21 protein-coding genes are annotated in these 17,504 nt (G+C 61.6%); 14 read left to right on the forward strand and 7 right to left on the reverse strand.

Translation table 11 applies throughout. The annotated features are described in order from the left end of the window. The 9 genes from VIE67_RS08575 to VIE67_RS08615 form a co-directional block, all read left to right on the forward strand. A partial coding sequence (locus VIE67_RS08575; RefSeq protein WP_332025228.1) for an FABP family protein occupies positions 1-665 on the forward strand: 665 nt, incomplete at its 5' end. Between the two features lie 494 nt (positions 666-1,159). Next, the gene (locus VIE67_RS08580) at positions 1,160-1,771 is read left to right on the forward strand and encodes a cyclic nucleotide-binding domain-containing protein (RefSeq protein WP_332025230.1); all 612 of its coding nucleotides are present in this window, start codon (positions 1,160-1,162) and stop codon (positions 1,769-1,771) included. A gap of 111 nt (positions 1,772-1,882) precedes the next feature. Further along, positions 1,883-2,323: a hypothetical protein gene (locus VIE67_RS08585; protein WP_332025232.1), complete on the forward strand. Its 441-nt coding sequence runs from the start codon at positions 1,883-1,885 to the stop codon at positions 2,321-2,323. An 8-nt stretch (positions 2,324-2,331) separates the two neighbouring features. Continuing rightward, positions 2,332-2,757: a hypothetical protein gene (locus VIE67_RS08590; RefSeq protein WP_332025234.1), complete on the forward strand. Its 426-nt coding sequence runs from the start codon at positions 2,332-2,334 to the stop codon at positions 2,755-2,757. Between the two features lie 57 nt (positions 2,758-2,814). Next, on the forward strand, positions 2,815-3,105 hold the full coding sequence (locus VIE67_RS08595; RefSeq protein WP_332025236.1) for a hypothetical protein: 291 nt from the start codon (positions 2,815-2,817) through the stop codon (positions 3,103-3,105). A gap of 224 nt (positions 3,106-3,329) precedes the next feature. Next, positions 3,330-3,599 carry a DUF2277 domain-containing protein gene (locus VIE67_RS08600; RefSeq protein ID WP_332025238.1) on the forward strand — a complete coding sequence of 90 codons (270 nt, stop codon included), beginning with the start codon at positions 3,330-3,332 and terminating at the stop codon, positions 3,597-3,599. Positions 3,600-3,749: 150 nt separating this feature from the next. Further along, the gene (locus VIE67_RS08605; protein ID WP_332025240.1) at positions 3,750-4,184 is read left to right on the forward strand and encodes a nuclear transport factor 2 family protein; all 435 of its coding nucleotides are present in this window, start codon (positions 3,750-3,752) and stop codon (positions 4,182-4,184) included. Positions 4,185-4,202: 18 nt separating this feature from the next. After that, positions 4,203-4,844 (forward strand): Pr6Pr family membrane protein, encoded by a 642-nt coding sequence (locus tag VIE67_RS08610; protein WP_332025242.1) that lies wholly within the window; start codon positions 4,203-4,205, stop codon positions 4,842-4,844. Positions 4,845-4,884: 40 nt separating this feature from the next. Then, a complete protein-coding gene (locus tag VIE67_RS08615; protein ID WP_524539303.1) occupies positions 4,885-5,379 on the forward strand; it encodes a GFA family protein in 495 nt (164 codons plus the stop codon). A 10-nt stretch (positions 5,380-5,389) separates the two neighbouring features. On the opposite strand, the gene VIE67_RS08620 is transcribed toward VIE67_RS08615, so the two are convergent. Further along, a complete protein-coding gene (locus VIE67_RS08620) occupies positions 5,390-6,844 on the reverse strand; it encodes a formimidoylglutamate deiminase (RefSeq protein ID WP_332025246.1) in 1,455 nt (484 codons plus the stop codon). A 70-nt stretch (positions 6,845-6,914) separates the two neighbouring features. Between VIE67_RS08620 and hutI the strand changes: the two genes are divergently transcribed. Further along, entirely contained in the window at positions 6,915-8,147 is a 1,233-nt protein-coding gene (hutI, locus tag VIE67_RS08625; RefSeq protein ID WP_332025248.1) for an imidazolonepropionase, read from the forward strand. Positions 8,148-8,222: 75 nt separating this feature from the next. Here hutI and VIE67_RS08630 read toward each other — a convergent pair whose 3' ends face one another. Further along, positions 8,223-8,405 (reverse strand): 30S ribosomal protein THX, encoded by a 183-nt coding sequence (locus VIE67_RS08630; protein ID WP_332025250.1) that lies wholly within the window; start codon positions 8,403-8,405, stop codon positions 8,223-8,225. A 135-nt stretch (positions 8,406-8,540) separates the two neighbouring features. On the opposite strand from VIE67_RS08630, the gene VIE67_RS08635 reads away from it, so the two are divergent. Continuing rightward, positions 8,541-9,521 (forward strand): patatin-like phospholipase family protein, encoded by a 981-nt coding sequence (locus VIE67_RS08635; RefSeq protein ID WP_332025252.1) that lies wholly within the window; start codon positions 8,541-8,543, stop codon positions 9,519-9,521. A gap of 176 nt (positions 9,522-9,697) precedes the next feature. On the opposite strand, the gene VIE67_RS08640 is transcribed toward VIE67_RS08635, so the two are convergent. Continuing rightward, positions 9,698-10,624: a cation diffusion facilitator family transporter gene (locus VIE67_RS08640; RefSeq protein WP_332025254.1), complete on the reverse strand. Its 927-nt coding sequence runs from the start codon at positions 10,622-10,624 to the stop codon at positions 9,698-9,700. A gap of 136 nt (positions 10,625-10,760) precedes the next feature. Beyond that, on the reverse strand, positions 10,761-11,231 hold the full coding sequence (locus VIE67_RS08645; RefSeq protein WP_332025256.1) for a MerC domain-containing protein: 471 nt from the start codon (positions 11,229-11,231) through the stop codon (positions 10,761-10,763). Between the two features lie 157 nt (positions 11,232-11,388). Here VIE67_RS08645 and VIE67_RS08650 point away from each other — a divergent pair, with 157 nt between their 5' ends. Continuing rightward, a complete protein-coding gene (locus VIE67_RS08650) occupies positions 11,389-13,569 on the forward strand; it encodes a TonB-dependent receptor (protein ID WP_332025258.1) in 2,181 nt (726 codons plus the stop codon). A 126-nt stretch (positions 13,570-13,695) separates the two neighbouring features. Beyond that, positions 13,696-13,929, forward strand: coding sequence for a hypothetical protein (locus VIE67_RS08655; protein WP_332025260.1), 234 nt, complete (start codon positions 13,696-13,698; stop codon positions 13,927-13,929). A gap of 25 nt (positions 13,930-13,954) precedes the next feature. Here VIE67_RS08655 and VIE67_RS08660 read toward each other — a convergent pair whose 3' ends face one another. The 3 genes from VIE67_RS08660 to gltX form a co-directional block, all read right to left on the reverse strand. Next, entirely contained in the window at positions 13,955-14,422 is a 468-nt protein-coding gene (locus VIE67_RS08660; protein ID WP_332025262.1) for a transcriptional repressor, read from the reverse strand. 86 nt (positions 14,423-14,508) lie between these two features. Beyond that, entirely contained in the window at positions 14,509-14,859 is a 351-nt protein-coding gene (locus VIE67_RS08665; RefSeq protein WP_332025264.1) for a zinc ribbon domain-containing protein, read from the reverse strand. Positions 14,860-14,872: 13 nt separating this feature from the next. After that, complete coding sequence (gene gltX, locus VIE67_RS08670) at positions 14,873-16,276, reverse strand: glutamate--tRNA ligase (protein WP_332025266.1); 1,404 nt, start codon at positions 16,274-16,276, stop codon at positions 14,873-14,875. A gap of 139 nt (positions 16,277-16,415) precedes the next feature. Between gltX and VIE67_RS08675 the strand changes: the two genes are divergently transcribed. Then, the coding region (locus tag VIE67_RS08675) for a metallophosphoesterase (RefSeq protein ID WP_332025268.1) at positions 16,416-17,504 on the forward strand (1,089 nt) is incomplete at its 3' end.

Below are 17,504 nucleotides of genomic sequence, written 5' to 3' on the forward strand. Positions count from 1 at the left end.
AAGATTTCCCCAAAGACATCTACACCGAACCCGAACCGGACGTCGATACGCTCGCCAATCTCGGACCGCTCACCGGAATGGCAGGCATCTGGACCGGCACGCGCGGTCTCGACGTCAACCCGAAACCCGACGGCCCCGAAAAGCAGGCCTTCATCGAACACATGGAGTTGCAGCCGATCGATGCGCAGACCAATGGGCCGCAACTTTTCTACGGATTGCGCTATCACACGCAGATCTTCAAGCCCGATGACGCCGAGACATTTCACGATCAGGTCGGCTATTGGCTGTGGGAGCCGGCGACAGGCACCGTGATCCAGACGCTTTCGATACCGCGCGGACAAGCGGCGATGGCAGTCGGTCGCGCCGCGGCTGACGCGAGAACGTTTCGCCTGCAGGCTGTGCGTGGATCCCAGATGAATGGGATCGTGTCGAATCCATTTCTGGAGTACGCATTCAGAACGGAAAGTTACACGATCACGGTTTCGATCAACGCCGATGGAACGTGGTCCTACGAGCAGGACACGGTATTGGTCATCCCAGGTCAGGCGGAACCGTTCCACCATACGGATCGCAACACGCTGCGCAAGATCGGCGAGCCTGTGCTCAATCCCACGGCGCGGGCGGCAGCGACGAAACCGGGAAAATCCGAGGTGGGCCAGATATGAAAGATTCTGCATTGCTCTTGCTCATGCTCTTGCTCTTGATCGCGGGCTGCGATGTCAGCAGTGGCAACAGCATGGAAGATCGAATACGCGCTGATGCTCAGTCTCGCTCATCTGCCGACTGTGGTGCCGCTGGATCGTGCCGCATTTCAATCGCTAACAACGGCGCTGATTGGACCGTAACCGTTCGCCCAACCGCACTCGGCATCAGCGGAGATCCGCAATTCAATTCTGGTGCCGTGCATCACTATCAATACGACTCTTCAGGGACATTCGTCGGAGAGACGCCTGATTAGCAACCTTAGCTCAAACGCCGGGTGTCGCAAACCACCATTCGGAGTGGACAGCTTATGGCCGAAAACAAGACAAGGCTCACGCAGGCAAGCGTAGGCAATATCTCGCCGCGATCGAGGAACACGACAAGCGCAAGGACAGCGTAACGCGGCCAGCGCTAGAGTTCCCAATACAAAAGCAAAATCGGGGTTATCCCAATGGTAATGGAAATACTGGCCTGGCTCGCCGCCGCACTGGTCTTCGTGAGCTTCTTCATGCGGACGATTGTTCCGCTACGCACATTTGCAGTCGCCAGCAACATCGTGTTCATCGGCTACGGACTACAGGGAATTTACGAAGACATATTGCCCAAGGTTCTTCCAATTCTCGTACTCCACGCGGCGCTGCTTCCACTCAATGTGGTTCGCTTGCGCGAAATCACGCGAACGACCCGGTCGATCCGCTCCATTCAGGAGACTGGCTTTCCATACGATTTCCTGCTTCCCTTCATGGCGTCCATCGCTCGGCAGGCGGGCGCCGACTTGTTCTGCAAGGGCGATCATGCCAAGGAAGTATACGTACTCAAATCCGGGACCGTTTATTTAAAGGAGCTCGGCAAGTCGCTCGGTCCCGGTACGCTTTTTGGCGAGGTTGCAGTGTTCTCCGAAGATGCCGTGCGTGTGGCCACGGCACATTGTCAAACTGACTGCGAGCTGTTCAGCATCACGGGAGAAAAGGTGCTTGAGCTGTTCTACCAGGACAGGAATTTTTCCTTCAAGATTGCCCGCCTTTTGGCAGGATACGCCACGGAACGTCAGGGACTCGGCCCCGCTTAGCCTCCATGATGTGTTGAGATTGATGCCAAAGGTAGACTGATCAGCATTCGTCAAACACTGGATGCAGGTGCATGGCTCATGCATTGGTCCACCGCATCGAGGATAGCTGCAATGCTCAAGACGCTTGCTCTGGTGTTGCTACTGCTGGCCATCTCTGGTCAATGCGCTGCGCAGACCGTTGCGCTGTCGATCGTGCGCCTGGGATGCGGCTCGCCCCTGTCGCCGCTCCTTTCCCCACCGACCTCGCAGCAGGAACGAGAGCAAATCTCCGCAGACTGGGTCGGGCCGGACGAACTCGCAGTCGACATGTGGGACGATGAAGCGGCGGACAGTCATGTCGACCCAGCTACGGCCAAGGTACATCTGGACGGCTCGACGTTGACTCTTGCATATTCCTACAGACGGGCCGGCGTGGACCGCGGCAAGCCAATTCCCGACTGTGCGTTTCTGATAAAGCTCTTTTTCACTGTTTCGGGATTGCCAAGATCCCGCTACCAGCTTCGCATCGAGGACGGACACGGTATCGTTCATGCGCTTGCGATTGATGACTGAGTATTTCGATGACCCTTCTTCGCATGTTGTGTCTTGCAGCCCTGCTCGCCTTTGGGCTGCATTGGTGGCAGCAGCAGCGAACCGAGGACAGGACGATTCGTGGCGCCACGGATACGAACGGATTCTTGCCCGTCCCAATGCCCGACGGCGCACAGCACGACACGGTTCTGCTTTTCGCGCCGCTCAATTGCCCCAGGGAAGGAACTCAGCGCGCGGTCGCTCTTGTGGAAAAACTCACCGCCGCCGGAATTGCAAATGTCAGAACGTCTCACTATGGCGCGCAGGTTTACGAGCCGTCAGACGAACAACGGGCCGCATTCAAGAGACTGGATGTCGTGATGCGTGGCGAGATTCCCATCGCGCTGATCAACGGCATGGGAAAAGCCAATCCGACGGCCGACGAGATTATTTCCGAGTTCAACAACACCCAATAGCGGACCACTGCCACGCTTGGCAAGCGTCACCGCCCTTCTCGCCCTATAGGTTCCCATATGAACATCTCTACACTCAAACACCCCAGCGCCTTCGTTCCACTGGCGATGTCGTTCGTCGCTTTGGCGACAGTGCTTTTTCACATTGCCGCGTACGGGGTCGCCCGCGAAGCCGACGAGGGACCCGCCGCGCATATCTTTCAATTGCTCATGGCCGGACAGGCACCCGTCGTGGCATTCTTCGCCATCAGGTGGCTGCCGCGAATTCCGAAGCAGGCGCTGCTGGTACTGACGCTGCAAATTGGCGCCGCTCTGGCAGCACTCGCGCCCGTTTTCTTTTTCGACCTTTGACCTCCGTCGATGACAGGCCTGGAAAACGGAAACGACCCCGATGGCAACCAGCTCGCGCTCATGAGCGAGGTCGTGAGCGGCAGCGCCTGACCCCGGCATCGACGACTGGGCCATTCAAGAAACGATTGGAAGTACCATTGAGCACTCGGGCGGCGTCATGACGAGGAATGGGACTTTTCCGACTCGGTCTGACCGGCCCGTCTGACGTCGCCGTTGGAGGTCGCATGTGCAGAAACATCAAGACCCTGTTCAACTTCGAGCCACCGGCAACGGACGAGGAGATTCTTGCCTCTTCGCTGCAGTTCGTGCGCAAGTTGAGCGGATTCAACTCGCCGTCGAAGATCAACGAAGCCGCTTTCAATCTGGCCGTGCAACAGGTCGATGAGGCGGCGCGGACCTTGATCCATTCCCTGATCACGCTGGCACCGCCGAAAAACCGCGAGATCGAGCGCGAGAAAGCCAAAGCGGACGCCGCGAAGCGTTTCGGCCAATAGTGACGGTGCCGCCAAAAGGCACTCCAGCTGAGCCGCGCAAACGCATAGTCGGCGCAAGCTTGCGCCTTCGGCGTCAGTGACATCATTTTAGGTAATACGGCATCTCCGGGAGGCACGATGAAACCAGGCTTGGCAATTATTCTTTTCGCAATGTCCGGATCGACAGTCATTGCGGCCGGCGCGACCAACGCGAGTTCTGACAAAGCGTCGCGAGCGGGTGATGTCGGCGCTACCTTGATCAACCTGGAAAAACAGTCCTGGGTCGCCTGGAAGGCTCATGACGGAGCGTACTTTTCGTCGTTCCTCTCGGATGATCATGTGGACGTCAGCGCGCGCGGCGCCACGGACAAGGCAAACGTCGTCGCTGGCGTTGCGGGCCCATTCTGTTCGGTCGAGAGTTACGCAGTCGACGGTTTTCAGGTCACCCGCCTGTCGCAAGATGCCGCCCTGCTCGTTTATCACGCACAGCAGAAAACGACCTGCGCAGGAGTTCCGGTCCCGAGTCCGGCCTGGGTGAGTTCGCTGTACATCAAGCGCGGCGGACGCTGGCTGAACGCAGTGTTTCAGCAGACGCCGACAAAGTAACTGGAGTCTGGTGAAAACATGAGCACACGCGATGCCACGCCGCACATGCGGAATGTCCTGATCGGGGCGCGCCTGTTCTTCGGCCTGCTCACGCTCGCGGCGCTCGGCAAACAATTCATGGTCGCCGTCGACAACGGCCACGTCGCCAACTACTTCAGTTTTTTCACCATCCTTTCGAGCCTTTTTGCGGCCATTGTGCTGGTCGTCGGCGCGGTCTATCTCATCCGTCGCCGGCAACCTTCCGAAGCCTACGATATCGTGCGCGGAAGCGCGGTTGTCGCCATGGCCATCGTCGGACTCGTTTTCGGCCTGCTGCTCAGTCGCATGGAGAATGCAGGGGTCGTTCCCTTGGTGAATTTCGTGACCCATTACCTGATGCCCATCGTGATGGTTGTGGATTGGCTGTTGCAACCGCCGAAATCGACATTGGTGCCGCGGCACGTCGGCTTGTGGCTGATCTATCCGAGTGCCTACCTGATCTATTCGCTGGTCCGTGGCGCCATCGTCGCGTGGTACCCCTACTGGTTCATCGATCCGCACAAGGCGCCGGGCGGCTGGAGTGGAGTCGTCCTTTACAGCATCGCGATCTCGATCGGGTTTCTCGTCGTCAGCGGCGTGCTGCTGTTTCTGGGCAACCGGCTCAAGCGCCGCATTGTCTAACCTGAAGATCTGCGCACGGCTTTCGAGCGATCTTATGCAAATGCCAGCGAGCGATTATTTTCCGTTGGATGGTGGCTGCACCTGCCGCGCGGTTCGTTACCGGATGTCGACGAAACCATTGTTCGTTCACTGTTGCCACTGCTACTGGTGCCAGCGTGAAACCGGGACCGCGTTCGCCCTCAACGCGATGATCGAATCGGATCGGGCAAGTTTGCTGCAAGGCGAACTCGACGTGGTGAACACGCCATCCAACAGCGGCAAGGGACAAAGGATTGCGCGCTGCGCGACCTGCAAGATCGCCGTGTGGAGCAACTACGCCGGCGCGGGCGATGCCGTGCGTTTCCGCGTCGGCACGCTCGATGAGCCGTTCAGGCTCGCGCCCGACATTCAGATCTTCACGGCCTCGAAGCAGCCGTGGGTCGTGCTCCCGGCGGATACACCGGCCGTCGCGGAATACTACAAACGCAGCGAGCACTGGCCGCGGGATAGTCTGGATCGTTTCGTCGCGCTGCTGGCCGCGCGCTCCGGCGGATAGTTTCGAGTCCTTAAACCGAATCGTTCAACCGCTGCACCGCATCGTGGTAGCGCGCGGCGATGCGCTCCTCGTCGCGATGCCGGAAATCGCGCACGACCCATTCGCCGTTCACCATCACATGCCGCACCAGGTTTGCGTTGCCGGCAAAGATGAAACTGTCGATCACGTTGGCCGGTGCGCGCGCGGCGAGCAGCGGCGCATCGTGATCGAGTACCAGCAGATCGGCGCGTTTGGCCGTCTGCGCGGACTTGGAATCTGCGCCCTGCAGCGAGCCGACCGGCACTCCCGCGGCACGCGCACCGCCTGACAGCGCCTGACTCCAGAGCGACTCGCCGACGCTGTCGCTCGACTCGCTTACCGCGATATTGCGATGGCGTGTGGCCAGGCGCTGACCGTATTCGAGCCAGCGCAATTCCTCGACCGGCGATACCGAGATCTGGCTGTCCGAACCGATACCGATCGTGCCGTGTGCATCGAGATACGGCTTGAGCGCAAACAGGCCATCGCCGAGATTGGCCTCAGTAGTCGGACACAGTCCCGCGACCGCACCGGACTGCGCCACCCGCGCGCTTTCTTGCGGCGTCATATGCGTGGCGTGCACGAGGCACCAGCGCGCGTCCACCGGCGCATGATCGAGCAGCCACTCGACCGGACGCGCGTTGCGCAAGGCGAGGCAATCCTGCACTTCACCGATCTGCTCGGCGACATGGATATGCACAGGCGCCTGATCGACCAGCCCCGACTGCAGAACCGCATGCATCGCATCGGCCGGCACCGCGCGCAGCGAATGCAAGGCCGCACCGACGCGCAATGTGGAATTTTCCATTTTTCTCAATTGGCGCAAAAGCGAAAGATAGCCGTCGACGTCGAAGGCAAAGCGGCGCTGGCGTTCGGACAACGGGCGCCCATCGAAACCGCCGGTCATGTACAGGGTCGGCAGCAGGGTCAGGCCGATGCCGGCTTCCTGCGCCGCCTCGATCAATGCCAGCGACATCGCCGCGGGATCGGCATAGGGTTTGCCATCGGGCTGATGATGCAGATAGTGGAATTCGCAGACTTGGGTGTAGCCAGCCTTGAGCATCTCGACATACAGCTGCGCCGCGATCGCGCGCAGATCGTCCGGACCGACGCGGCTGGCGAACGCGTACATCGTCTCGCGCCAGGTCCAGAAACTGTCGCTGTCTTGTTGAACGCGGCCGGGGGCGGGATTTTCGCGCGCAGAAACAGACGCGGTACTCTTTCTGCGCTCGGCAAGCCCGGCCATCGCCCGCTGGAACGCATGCGAATGCAGATTCGGCATGCCGGGGACGACGTAACGGCCGAGGTATTCGGTGCTGTTGCGTGCAGCGTCTGCTTGCACGGCGGAAATCGTGCCACGCCGATCCCGGCCGGCATCGACGGCGATTTGTACGTTCGGTACCCAGCCCTGCGGCAGCCAGGCAAAATCGGCAAAATAATCGCTCATAGGAGAATCTCGCTACTATCGGCAAAGCGTAACAGTTTTTGCGCCGCGGCTTGGTGCAATGGAGTTCACAATGGACACACGCTGGGATGGACTGCTGCTCGACTGTCGCCTCGCCACGCTGGCCGGCGGCACGGCAGCGTTCGGCATCGTCGAGCAGGCGGCGTTCGGTTGGAAGGATGGGAAAATCACCTTCGCCGCAGCACAGTCCGCGCTGCCCGGAAACGCCGATGCGCTAGCCACTCACGTCGAATCGCTGCACGGCGCCTGGATTACGCCGGGACTGATCGATTGCCACACGCATCTGGTCTTCGCCGGCAATCGCGCCGGGGAATTCGATCAGCGCCTCAACGGCGCCAGCTACACCGATATCGCGAAGGCCGGCGGCGGCATCGTTTCGAGCGTGACGAAAACGCGCGCGGCCAGCGAAGACGACTTGCTTGCACAATCCCTGCCCCGCGCGCGCGCGCTGCTCGCCGATGGCGTGACCACGCTGGAAATCAAATCCGGCTATGGCCTCGATCTCGACAACGAGATCAAGATGCTGCGCGTCGCACGGCGTATCGGCGACTCACTCGGCATCACGGTGCGCACGACCTTTCTCGGCGCGCATGCCGTGCCGGCGGAATTTGCCGGTCGCCAGTCCGACTATGTCGACGAAGTCTGCATCCGCATGTTGCCCGCCGTCGCGCGTGCGGGTCTGGCCGATGCGGTCGATGCGTTCTGCGAGAACATCGCGTTCACCCCATCGGAAACGCGGCGCGTGTTCGAGACCGCGCGCGCCTGCGGACTGCCGGTGAAACTGCATGCGGATCAGTTGTCCGATTGCGGCGGCGCGGCACTGGCAGCGCAGGTCGGCGCGCTCTCCGCCGATCATCTGGAATACACGAGTGAGGCCGGTGTGCGCGCGCTGGCAGCGGCCGGCAGCGTTGCGGTCATGCTGCCTGGCGCATTCTATACTTTGCGCGAAAGTAAACTTCCGCCGATCCAGGAGTTGCGCGATCACAAGGTGCCGCTGGCCGTGGCCAGCGACCTCAATCCCGGTACCTCGCCGCTGTTGTCCCTGCGCCAGGCGCTGAACATGGCCTGCACGCTGTTCCGCATGACGCCTGAGGAAGCGTTGCGCGGGGCCACGGTCAATGCGGCGCGCGCGCTCGGGCTGGACGATCGCGGCACGCTCGAAGCCGGTCGCCGCGCCGACTTTGTCGTCTGGGACATCGAGCATCCCGCCGAGCTGTGCTACTGGATCGGCGGCGCACTGACGCAGCGCGTGTACGCCGACGGCAAGATCCTCGCAGCCTCTTGACGAATCAAATGCACGCTGCCCAAAAGAAGAAACCCCGCACTCGGCGGGGTCTGCAGCAACGCTGACAACCAGGAATCAGGTCGATTTCTTCGCCGGCGCCGCTTTCTTGGCCGCTGGCGCCGCCTTCTTCGCCGCGGTTTTCACCGGCGCGGCTTTCTTTACGCCGACCACAGCTTTCTTTACCGAATGCGGACGTGCATTGCCGTAGCTGCGGATTGCGGTCTTGCCTTTCTTGGTCTTGCGGTCGCCTCTGCCCATCGTGATTGCTCCTGTATAGGTTTGTAAAAGGTGGCGTAGCTTAGCAGCAAGGACGGCGTGAGACGAGCGTGGGCGAGGATATGGAGCGTCATCCGTTGTCGCCCGTTGACCATTGCGCAAGGTATTATCGCCGCGATGCCAACCGCTGCGCCCGGCGCCGTCACGATCAGCCTCGCCTTGCAGGGCGGCGGCGCGCATGGCGCGTTCACTTGGGGCGTGCTCGACCGCCTGCTCGAAGAAGGCGGGATCGACTTCGACGGCATCAGTGCGACCAGCAGCGGCGCGATGAATGCGCTCGCGCTGACGCAAGGCTGGCTCGATGGCGGGCGCGACGGCGCGCGCGCGGCGCTCACAGCGTTGTGGGAAGGCGTCGCCAGTCAGACCAGCCTCATGCGCTGGGCGTTTTCCTCGCCGACGGGCGCTGCGACCGAGCGTTTCCTGCTCGGCCTGACACGCTATTTCACGCCGCAGGAAATCAATCCGCTCGGTATCAATCCGGTCAAGAACATCGCTGCGTCGCTGTTCGATTTCGACAGGATCCGGAGCCAGTCGCCGTTCAAGCTGTTTATCGCCGCCACACGTGTGCGCGACGGACGCCTGCAACTGTTCGACAATTCGCGCGTGACCCTGGATGCGTTGCTCGCGACCACCTGCCTGCCGCAGTTGTTCGCGCCGGTCGAGATCGATGGCGAAACCTATTGGGACGGCGGCTACGCCGGCAATCCCGCGCTGGAGCCGCTGATCTATCGCTGTGCCGCCGAAGAAATCCTGTGCGTGCTCGTGCAGCCGATCGAGCACGCGCAGTTGCCGGCGACCGCGCGCGAAATCGGTCAACGCATCACCGAGCTGAGTTTCTCGACGACTTTCATCCGCGAACTGGAAACGTTGCAGACCGCGCAAGGCATGCTGGCCAGGAATTTCCCGCTGACCTGGATCGGCCGGCGCCTGAAGCGCATCGACATGCAGATCATCGAACCCGGCGAATCGCTCGACAGCTACAGTGCGAAGACCGGACTGAACACGCGAATCGGCTTTCTACGCGATCTGCGCGACGTCGGCCGCGGCTGCGCGCAGGCCTGGCTGGAAAAACGCGGAAAAGCGAAGCCTGGCGCCTAGTGCGAATGCTGCGTTTCACCTCTCCCGCTGGCGGGAGAGGTCGGCGCGTGTAGCGCGCCGGGTGAGGGTGGCGCAACATCGTGGCCACCCCTCATCCGCCTTCGGCACCTTCTCCCGCCAGCGGGAGAAGGGAATAAAACTGAATTTCACATGCAAAGTTATTTGCGGAACGGCGCCTAGCGCGAATGCGCCTGCTTGGTGCAATCATCGTGCAGGCAGCCGTGCTGCTCGATCTGCACCGTCGCGTGCGCAATGTGGAATTGTTCACGTAGTATACTTTGTACGCGCAGCAGGGCCGCGTGCGTGTCCGCGCCCTCGACCATGCGCGCATGCAGGGTAGCCAGGCGCCTGCCGCCGGCGAGCTGCCAGATGTGAACGTGATGCACGTCGGCGATGCCCGCCTCGCGTTTGACCGTTGCGGTGACCAGCGCCGCATCCACGCCGTCGGGCGTACCCTCGAGCAGGATATGCGCCGAACGCCGCAGCAACCGCCAGGCGCTGGCAAGGATCAGCACGGCGACGACGATGGAAATCGCCGGATCGGCCCACAGCCAGCCGAAGCCACGGATGATCAGCGCCGCGGCGACGGCGCCAAGCGAACCGAGCAGATCGCCGAGCACGTGCAGACGCGCGCCGGCGGTGTTGAGATCGTCGTGATCGTGGCCGCCGAGCACCTGCAGCACGAGCAGATTGACGACCAGGCCGACCAGCGCGACCACGAGCATGATGCCGGGAAGGATCGGCGTCGGCATGGCAAATCGCGCCAGCGCTTCGGCGACGATCCAGACGACGATGCCGAACTGCGCCAGCGCGTTGGTGTAACCGACCAGCACTTCGAGGCGCGCATAGCCGAAGCTGCGCTTGTCGTCGGCCGGGCGCATGGCGAAATGCGCGCCGGCCCAGGCAAGCAACAGCGCAAACGCATCGACGAACATATGCCCCGCGTCGGCGAGCAGGGCGAGCGAGCCCGAATACCAGCCGCCGGCCGCTTCGACGATCAGGGTCAGCAAGGTCAGCGCAAACGCGAACAACAGGCGGCGCTCGCCTGTGCGTTGCTGCACATGATCGTGGCGATCGTGATGATGGGTGATGTGTGCGTTCATTTGCCGGCAATGCACGCTGTGCGCGGGGCGTGATCCGCACCCATCCTAGGCCGCATGGGCGACGTTACACAATTGCGATGTTGAATGGCGAAGCAATCGCTGCACGCCATCGCATACGACTCGCGAGGCGCGTTCACTACGCCGCCGTTCCGGCTTTGCTGGCGCAGCATGCACCGTAACTGTGCGTCAGGCGCAGATTGCGCATATGCGCGTAGGCGACAGAGCAGCCGCCAATCGTGACCAGGGTGGCGTGTAGCGCAAGCGAGGATTCGGCATCGAAAATCCATGCCCCCACCCAGAGCAGGATCAGCCCAGGCACAGCGATGCGCAGAGGGCTGGCGATGTGATGGCGGCGGTAACCGCGGATCAGCGCCACGAGCGCGAGGCAACTCGCGCAGGCGATGAACACGCGTTCGAAGCGGTGGTCGGCGAGAAATCCCAGGCCCAGCGCGGGCAGCACGGTGAGTACGAACGGCAGCGCGGCGCAATGCACGGCGCAGAGAAACGACGCGGTCGCGCCGACGCGGTCGGCGATATGCGCGAGCGCATCGTGCGCCACGGCGGAAGACACGGAACCGGGTAGCTCAGGGGCGGAGGGGCTGTTCATGGCAGGGTTATAACATATCAGAAATGGGTACAAATCGGCCATCGCGCCGATGTGCCGTTTATGAACAATAATCATTAGTGTGACTTCCGGTAGGGGCTCTGTGATCTAAACTTGATACATTATATCATAACATTTATTCCACTGGACGACCCCAGCCATGAACCGTACCCTGCCTGCTCTCGCCGCCGCCATGGCACTCGCCCTGTCGCATTCTGCCCATGCCGCCATGGCCGGCGACGCGAACGCAGCGAGCGTGCCCTCCGCTCCCGCCGATCCCGCAGCGCGCGCGGACACGACCACCACGCTGAAATCCGTCGAGGTCAACGCCAGGCTCGACCGGTCGCGCAACCAGCTTTCGCCCGAGATCGGCGCAAGCCAGTACAGCATCGACCAGAAGGCGATCGAGCAACTGCCGCTCGGCGACGCAACACCGCTCAACCAGGTGCTGCTGCAGGCGCCCGGCGTCGTGCAGGACTCCTACGGTCAGCTGCACGTACGCGGCGATCACGCCGACCTGCAATATCGCATCAATGGCGTGATCATTCCCGAGAGCATCTCGGGCTTTGGCCAGAGCATCGACAGCGACATCATCGAGCGCGTGCAGCTGCTCACTGGCGCGCTGCCCGCGCAGTACGGCTATCGCACGGCGGGCGTGGTCGATATCACCACGGAAAGCGGTGCGCACCGCCACGGCGACAACACCGGCGACGACGAATTCGGCGGCAAAGTCGGCGTCAGCGTGGGCTCCTTCGGCACGTTCAATCCGCAACTCTCGCTGCACGGCAGCGCGGATCGCTGGAGCTACTTCTTTACCGGCGACTATCTGCAGAACGATATCGGCATCGAGAACCCGACCTCGTCCTACAACGCGATTCACGATCACACCAACCAGGCGAAGGGTTTCGGTTATCTGTCGTATCTTCTGAATGAGGACTCACGTGTGTCCTTCATGTTCGGCGTCACCAACAACCGTTTTCAGATTCCGAATAATCCCGATCAACAGCCCAACTACCAACTGGCCGGCGTCGACGGTTTCGATTCGAGCAAGCTCGACGAGCGTCAACGCGAAACCACGCGCTTCGGCGTGCTTGCCTTGCAAGGCAGGCTCGGCGACAGCGACTACCAGGTCTCGGTCGGCCAGCGCTATGCCAGCGTGAATTACCAACCCGATCCGGTCGGAGATCTGATCTTCAACGGCGTCGCCGGCACGATCGATCACAGCAATCGCGCCGACACTCTGCAAACGGATTTCTCCACGCCGCTCGGCGATGCGCACACGCTACGTTACGGTCTCTACATCAGCAGCGAACATCCGCTCAGCAACACCTCATCGCTGGTGTTTCCTGCGGATGGCGACGGCAATCAGACCGGCACCACGCCGATCACGATCGTCGACAACGCGCCGCCGATCGACGCGCGCACCTACGGCGTGTATTTGCAGGACCAGTGGAATCTCAACGACAAGCTGACCTTGAACTACGGCCTGCGCGCGGACAAGGTCGATGCCTATGTCAGCGAAGGCCAGGTCAGTCCGCGCCTCGGCCTCGTCTATCAGCTGAGCGATGCGACGACCCTCCATGCGGGCTACGCGCGCTATTTCACGCCGCCGCCGGCGGAACTGATCTCGCCGACCGATATCGCCAAGTTCCAGGGCACGACCAACGCGCTGCCGAGCAATGTGAATGCGCAAACGCTGTCGGAGCGCTCGAATTATTTCGACGCCGGCATCAACCACAAAATCGGCGACAACCTGACCCTGAGCCTCGACGCCTACTACCGCGAGGTGCACAACCTGCTCGACGAAGGCCAGTTCGGCGCGGCCCTGATCTTCTCACCGTTCAACTACAACCGGGGTCGCGTGCGCGGGCTGGAATTCACCGCGAATTATACAAATGGAAATCTCAGTGCATATTTGAATATGTCTTCGAACCGCGCAATGGGCCAGCAGGTCGTCACCGGTCAATACAATTTCAGCCAGGACGAGATCGACTATATCGCCACGCACTGGGTGCATCTCGACCACGACCAGCGTCTGACCGGTTCGGGCGGCGTGAGCTACGACTGGAGCGGCACCCGGTTCGGCGCGGATTTCCTCTACGGTTCGGGTCTGCGCGCGGACTTCGCCAACACCGCGCATCTGCCGCAGTATTGGCAGGTCAACCTCTCCGCGAGCCGCGATTTCGATCTGCCACGGATTGGCACGACCAATGTGCGCCTCGCGCTGATCAATACGACCGATCAGGTCTACGAGATCCGCGACGGATCCGGCATCGGTGTCGGTGCACCGCAGTATGGCCCGCGCGCCGGCGTGTACTTGGGCCTCAGCAAGAAATTTTGACAACCGGCGTGTCGGCGCCTGGCACGTCGCGATACCCACTTCGCTTATGCGTGCGCACGAGGTAGGATAGACACCGCACCAACGCGAGTCCGACAGGGGGACGCACGATGGATCAGGAGGGGCGCAATGGATAAGGAACGGCGCAAGCCGCCAAGCAGCGCATCGAAGCGTGAGCTCAATGCGGTGCAGACGATCACGCTGGTCAATCTGGAACGGTTCGGCTGGGAACTCAAGTTCATCCGCCGTCCGATGTTCCAGCAACCGGTGGCGGTCGTATTCGATTCGGAGCGCAAGCACTATGCGGTATTGGAACCGGACGGCACCTTGAACGAAAAACCCGATTTCGATATCCGCAAATAGTCCCTGGGCGCACGATCAAGCATCGCTACGCGCAGCGCTTGCAGACCCCATGTACTTCCAGCGTCTGCGCGCGCGCGCGGAAACCCAGCGCCTTGGCCTGGTCGTTGAGCTGCTTGGCGACGCGCTCGTCGCAGATCTCGGTGGCCGATTCGCACACGTCGCAGATCAGGAACGGCACGTGGTGCACCACGCTCGGATGGTGGCAACTGACGTAGGCGTTGATCGATTCAAGTTTGTGGATGAAGCCGTTTTCCAGCAGGAAATCCAGCGCGCGATACACGGTTGGCGGCGCCGCGTTGCTGCGGTCGTCCTTGAGGCGGTCGAGCAGGTCGTAGGCCTTGACCGGCTTGCCCGCGCTCGCGATCAGGCCGAGCACCTGCTGGCGAATTTCAGTCAGCCGCAGGCCGCGCAGTTCGCACGCCGCGGTGACCTCGCGGACGAAGGCATTTGCGTCGTGATGGTGGTGATGGGTGCTGGTGGCTTTGGCGGACATGAGCTGGCGGGTGTTGGCGGTCAGAATCATAGCACTGGATATGGGGGCGAACTGGCGTCGCACCACCCCACTGTATGACCGCCATCTCAGCGCAGGCCTGTGGAATTCAGCTCAGCGCCGCAATAGCGGCAATGCTTGTCGCTCGCGTCGACCACGCGCTTGCATGCCGGACATACTGGTTTCGCTTTCACCGCCGGCAGCAACAGCGAGATGATCCAGCCGATCGGTCCGAGTGCAAGGCCGAGCAGCGTATCGCGCACCACAGCATTCTTGTATTTTCCGATCAGCGCACCGACCAGCGCGCAGACGATGGTGAAACCGATCGTCCAGTACCACAGGCTCGGATCGGTCAGCGCATCGGTGCATTGCTGCAGCAGGTCCATGGCCTGCTCGGGATCGCCCTGCACTTTGGACAGCGTGGAGAAATCGCAGCTCATCGCTTGAACAGACTCATGCGCCCGCTTTGGCCAGGGCGTCCTCGATGCGCCTGAGCGCACGCTCGCGGCCGACCAGAAACACCGTGTGATCGATCGACGGGGAAACCTGAGTGCCGGTCATCGCCACGCGCAGCGGTTGTGCGACCTTGCCCATGCCCTCGCCGATCGCGGCCGCCGCGTCGGCAATCGCCTGGTGTACATTTTCCACTTTCCACTCCTGCACTTTTTCCAGTTGCGCATGGATCGCGTTGAGCGCGGGCAAGGCAGTCGCGGATTTGAGGTGCTTGGCGATCGCCGCATCGTCCCACTGCGTGATCGGACCGTACCAGACGCTGGCCTTCTCGGCCATTTCGCGCAAGGTGTGCACGCGTTCGCGCAGTGCGACAATCACATCCGTGGGCGCGGGCCCGTGCGCGGGATCGAGACCCTGCATGCGCAGATGCCAGTCGAAATGCGGCGCGATTTCCAGCGGGTCGTCGTTCTTCAGGTATTGCTGGTTCAACCACTTCAGCTTTTCCACATCGAAGCGCGCCGCAGCCTTGTTCACGTCGGCTACGTCGAACAACTCGATCATCTGCTCGCGCGAAAAAACTTCCTGATCGCCGTGCGACCAGCCCAGCCGCACCAGGTAATTGAGCACCGCATGCGGCAGGAAGCCGTCGTCGCGATACTGCATCACGCCAACCGCGCCGTGGCGTTTGCTCAGCTTTTGCCCGTCCGCGCCGAGGATCATCGGCAGATGCGCAAATTGCGGAATCTCCGCGTTCAGCGCGGCGTAGATATTGATCTGACGCGGCGTGTTGTTGACGTGATCGTCGCCGCGGATCACGTCGCTGATGCGCATGTCGATATCGTCGACGACGACGGCGAAGTTGTAGGTCGGAAACCCGTCCGAACGCAGGATCACCAGATCGTCGAGCTCTCCGTTGCTCCACTCGATGCGGCCCTTCACCTTGTCATCGAACACGACGCTGCCGTCCTGCGGGTTCTTGAAACGGATGACGCGATTGGGATCCTCGCGCAAAGGTTCGTTGAGATTGCGGTAGTGGCCGTTGTAGCGCGGCTTGAGATTCTGCGCCATCGCCTGCGCACGCATCGCTTCGAGTTCGTCGCGGGTTTCGTAGGCGTAATAGGCCTTGCCGGCCTTGACCAGGTCCTCGGCGACATGCCGATAACGTTCCATGCGCAGGGTCTGGTAGTACGGACCCTCGTCGTGGTCGAGTTCGAGCCAGCGCATGCCGTCCAGAATCGCCTGCACGGCCGCATCCGTCGAACGTTCGCGATCGGTGTCCTCGATACGCAGAATGAATTCACCGCCGCGATGGCGCGCCTCCAGCCAGCAGTACAGCGCAGTGCGTGCGCCGCCGATATGCAGGAATCCGGTAGGACTGGGAGCGAAACGCGTACGTGTGGTCATCGATGAAAAATGGTTGCGGAGAAGGCTTGCCAGATTAACAGATGCGATCCGGGCTTTCCTTTCGCCACACGCAAGCGGCGACAAACCGCCGCCTCGCCGACGCGCTAAACTTGCGACTCTGCCAGAACGGATCGTCGCAATGCATCGAATCAAACTACTCCTGCCCGCCTGCCTTGCCAGCCTTGTCCTTGCCGCCTGCGCGACGCAAAAGCTGGATCATCAGGCTGCGCCGGCAGCCGGCACACGCGCGCGGATCGGCGTTCTGGAAACGACCGACATCCATACCAATATCATGAGCTACGACTACTTCAAACTCGCCGAGGACCGCAATCTCGGATTCGAGCGCGCAGCCGAGCTGATCCGCACGGCACGCAAGGAATTCGAGAACAGCCTGACCTTCGATGCCGGCGATACGATCCAGGGCACAGCGCTGGCCGACTGGCAAGCCCAGGTCAAGCCGCTGCCTTGCGATCAGGAACTGGCGATCTACAAGGCGATGGACGCAGTCGGTTACGACGCCGGCACGATCGGCAATCATGAGTTCAACTACGGCCTGCCGTTTCTGAGCCAGGTCACCGGCACCGCGTTCAATGTGGCCGGCGTGCCGGTGGAAAAATGCAAAGGTCCACATTTTCCGCTGGTGCTGTCGAACGTATTCAGCGCCAAGGACGGCAAGCCGCTGTACGCGCCATGGCGCGTGCTGACACGCACGTTCCGTGCGAAAGCTCCCGACGGCAGTGCGCGCGAGGTGACGCTGCGCATCGGTCTGCTCGGCTTCACGCCGACCGGCATCATGGAGTGGGACAAGCGCAACCTCGACGGCAAGGTCACGGTCATGGGCGTGGTCGAGGCGGCGCAGAAATACCTGCCGGAACTGCACAAGGCCGGCGCCGATATCGTGATCGCGATCGTGCACGGCGGCATCGACACCTCGCCCTACTCGGCGAAAACCGAGAACGCCGGCTGGCATCTGGCCGGCGTACCCGGCATCGATGCGATCCTGCTCGGCCATTCGCACCAGATCTTTCCGAGTCCGCACGACGCGAAGGCGCGTTACGCGCACCTGCCCGAAGTCGACAACGAGCGTGGCTTCATACGCGGTGTGCCCGCGGTCATGGGCAATTACTACGGCAAGAACATCGGCCTGATCGATCTGTCACTGGTGTTTCAGGAAGGTCGCTGGCAGGTCGATCGCACGGCCACGCACGCCGAGGTGCGCTCGGTCAAG

Origin of the sequence: Rudaea sp. (assembly GCF_036560865.1) — a bacterium.
In the GTDB taxonomy this organism is placed as follows: domain Bacteria; phylum Pseudomonadota; class Gammaproteobacteria; order Xanthomonadales; family Rhodanobacteraceae; genus Rudaea.

What these genes read in the sequence shown, in the direction of transcription:
- VIE67_RS08580 (WP_332025230.1), top strand. Translation starts at nt 1,160, where the DNA reads ATGGAAATACTGGCCTGGCTCGCCGCCGCACTGGTCTTCGTGAGCTTC.
- VIE67_RS08585 (WP_332025232.1), top strand. Translation starts at nt 1,883, where the DNA reads ATGCTCAAGACGCTTGCTCTGGTGTTGCTACTGCTGGCCATCTCTGGT.
- VIE67_RS08590 (WP_332025234.1), top strand. Translation starts at nt 2,332, where the DNA reads ATGACCCTTCTTCGCATGTTGTGTCTTGCAGCCCTGCTCGCCTTTGGG.
- VIE67_RS08595 (WP_332025236.1), top strand. Translation starts at nt 2,815, where the DNA reads ATGAACATCTCTACACTCAAACACCCCAGCGCCTTCGTTCCACTGGCG.
- VIE67_RS08600 (WP_332025238.1), top strand. Translation starts at nt 3,330, where the DNA reads ATGTGCAGAAACATCAAGACCCTGTTCAACTTCGAGCCACCGGCAACG.
- VIE67_RS08605 (WP_332025240.1), top strand. Translation starts at nt 3,750, where the DNA reads ATGTCCGGATCGACAGTCATTGCGGCCGGCGCGACCAACGCGAGTTCT.
- VIE67_RS08610 (WP_332025242.1), top strand. Translation starts at nt 4,203, where the DNA reads ATGAGCACACGCGATGCCACGCCGCACATGCGGAATGTCCTGATCGGG.
- VIE67_RS08615 (WP_524539303.1), top strand. Translation starts at nt 4,885, where the DNA reads ATGCCAGCGAGCGATTATTTTCCGTTGGATGGTGGCTGCACCTGCCGC.
- VIE67_RS08620 (WP_332025246.1), bottom strand. Translation starts at nt 6,844, where the DNA reads ATGAGCGATTATTTTGCCGATTTTGCCTGGCTGCCGCAGGGCTGGGTA.
- hutI (WP_332025248.1), top strand. Translation starts at nt 6,915, where the DNA reads ATGGACACACGCTGGGATGGACTGCTGCTCGACTGTCGCCTCGCCACG.
- VIE67_RS08630 (WP_332025250.1), bottom strand. Translation starts at nt 8,405, where the DNA reads ATGGGCAGAGGCGACCGCAAGACCAAGAAAGGCAAGACCGCAATCCGC.
- VIE67_RS08635 (WP_332025252.1), top strand. Translation starts at nt 8,541, where the DNA reads ATGCCAACCGCTGCGCCCGGCGCCGTCACGATCAGCCTCGCCTTGCAG.
- VIE67_RS08640 (WP_332025254.1), bottom strand. Translation starts at nt 10,624, where the DNA reads ATGAACGCACACATCACCCATCATCACGATCGCCACGATCATGTGCAG.
- VIE67_RS08645 (WP_332025256.1), bottom strand. Translation starts at nt 11,231, where the DNA reads ATGAACAGCCCCTCCGCCCCTGAGCTACCCGGTTCCGTGTCTTCCGCC.
- VIE67_RS08650 (WP_332025258.1), top strand. Translation starts at nt 11,389, where the DNA reads ATGAACCGTACCCTGCCTGCTCTCGCCGCCGCCATGGCACTCGCCCTG.
- VIE67_RS08655 (WP_332025260.1), top strand. Translation starts at nt 13,696, where the DNA reads ATGGATAAGGAACGGCGCAAGCCGCCAAGCAGCGCATCGAAGCGTGAG.
- VIE67_RS08660 (WP_332025262.1), bottom strand. Translation starts at nt 14,422, where the DNA reads ATGTCCGCCAAAGCCACCAGCACCCATCACCACCATCACGACGCAAAT.
- VIE67_RS08665 (WP_332025264.1), bottom strand. Translation starts at nt 14,859, where the DNA reads ATGAGCTGCGATTTCTCCACGCTGTCCAAAGTGCAGGGCGATCCCGAG.
- gltX (WP_332025266.1), bottom strand. Translation starts at nt 16,276, where the DNA reads ATGACCACACGTACGCGTTTCGCTCCCAGTCCTACCGGATTCCTGCAT.